This window comes from Haloferax sp. s1, assembly GCF_058382125.1.
On record NZ_JBZRPK010000188.1, the window covers coordinates 1 to 1,719 of the forward strand.

At 52.3% G+C, this 1,719-nt stretch carries 2 protein-coding genes; one reads left to right on the forward strand and one right to left on the reverse strand.

What is annotated here, in order from left to right:
* Positions 1-200 (forward strand): DUF7970 domain-containing protein (locus QT222_RS01510; RefSeq protein ID WP_491476077.1); only part of this gene is annotated, 200 nt, incomplete at its 5' end.
* Between the two features lie 427 nt (positions 201-627).
* Here QT222_RS01510 and QT222_RS01515 read toward each other — a convergent pair.
* The coding region (locus QT222_RS01515; RefSeq protein ID WP_491476078.1) for a Cdc6/Cdc18 family protein at positions 628-1,719 on the reverse strand (1,092 nt) is incomplete at its 5' end.

Genomic DNA, 1,719 nt, shown 5'->3' on the forward strand with positions numbered 1-1,719 from the left:
GTCGTGACCGGGTTCCCTTGTTCTTGCAGAAAGAGACAAAGGTCGCAGAGCGAGATGCACTCCGAGAGTTCGAAGACAGGTTTGAAGAAAACGTGTCACTGACGGACCTCCGTGAAGCGCTTGTGAAAGTTGGGTTACAGCATCTCGACGAAGCAGAGGACTGTCTCGAAGAGTGGGGATACGGGATGACGTTTGACTAGCGACTCAAGGTAACCACAGTCAGACTCGTCCAACAGACCTTATACAGCGGTTTTCCTAAGTTCTTAGCATGGTTCTCTATGGTGGCGGTCGTTCCTCCTTTTAAGTCGTACATAAATGCCTGTCCGTACTCCAAAAATGGCTCAGGAAAAACTGCTGTAAGAGAGGAGCTCTGAGAGTAGGGTATACAGAACGATGAGAAGCAGGAGAGGCACGAAACAGCCTTCAGTTCGTAATGGAGCATCCGGAGTTGTTGCTGAGAGGGCAATTGAAATCCGTGAACAATGGAAATACACCCCCTATCGGAGTGAACAGAGTGAGGGAGGGGGCATCAGAGTGTAAAGGCGAGTTCCCTCGCTACAGTAAGATGAAAGTGGGACACTAGCTGCACCCGTTCGCTTTCTCCCTGTGAATGAGAAGGTCGGAGGTCTACTTTCCAACGAGGTTGACAATTTGCTTGCGCATTCGAGGACCAATAGGAATCCCCGAACAGTGATCGTCCAGACCAACTGATTGAAGCAAAAGGCTTGGGTCGTCAAGAAGTGACAGTTGAAGATACGTCCCCTCTCGATAGCCGTCACTCGTTCGTTTCATATCAATTATTTTTAGTGTCTCGTACTCACGGAGCTGATCAGTGATGCGTTTCTGTCCAAGAACGTTCATCCCAATTGCTTCGGCAAATGCACGGTACACCTGATACATCGCAGTCGATTTAAAATGCGAACGGTTCGTGAATTCGTCCAGAGCCGCAAGTGCGGCGATTGCAATCTTAGCCTGTGTCGGACAGCCTCGAATGAGGTCTTGAATCCGAGTTACTTCGGCATCATCGTTGGCAGCTCGGACGTGCTCCCCTCGAACTTGGTCAGCATCATCATCGCGAGCAACCTCGCCAGCGAGTCGAAAGAGGTCAAGTGCACGCCGTGCGTCACCATGTTCTTGTGCGGAAAACGCTGAACACAGGGGAATAATGTCTTCTGAGAGAACCCCTGGTCGGTAGGCCTCGCGACGTCGCTTGAGAATATCCCCAAGTTGGTTTGCATCGTACGCGGGAAACACGATTTCATCAGGCGCGAACGAACTCTCTACACGGGTATCTAGCCGGTCACCATACTTGAGATCGTTACTGATGCAGATAACAGTAAGACTAGCTCCGACATCGTTCTCTTCACCTGCGCGGGAAAGTTGCATCAGAAGCTTGCTATCCTCTGCCTCTTCGGGTGAAACACTTGGGGCGGCGTCAGGTGGCGCAAGACGGTCAATTTCGTCGAGAACAACGATGACTGCGTCATAGAGTTCGTCGATGATTGTCCACAGGCGGTCATAGTAAGCACCGGTCGCCATGCCCGAGTGAGGGATTTTAACACCTGTTTTTTCGGGGGGGGTCAGTGCTTTCGCAAGGCGGATCACAGTCCGCACCCCCGAGCGACGCCGGGCACAGTCAATGATCGCGCGACCCACGCGAACGCCCCTGGTCTTTCCACGTTCCTCGACCTCCCGACTGACGGATCGGGTCACAAGTGG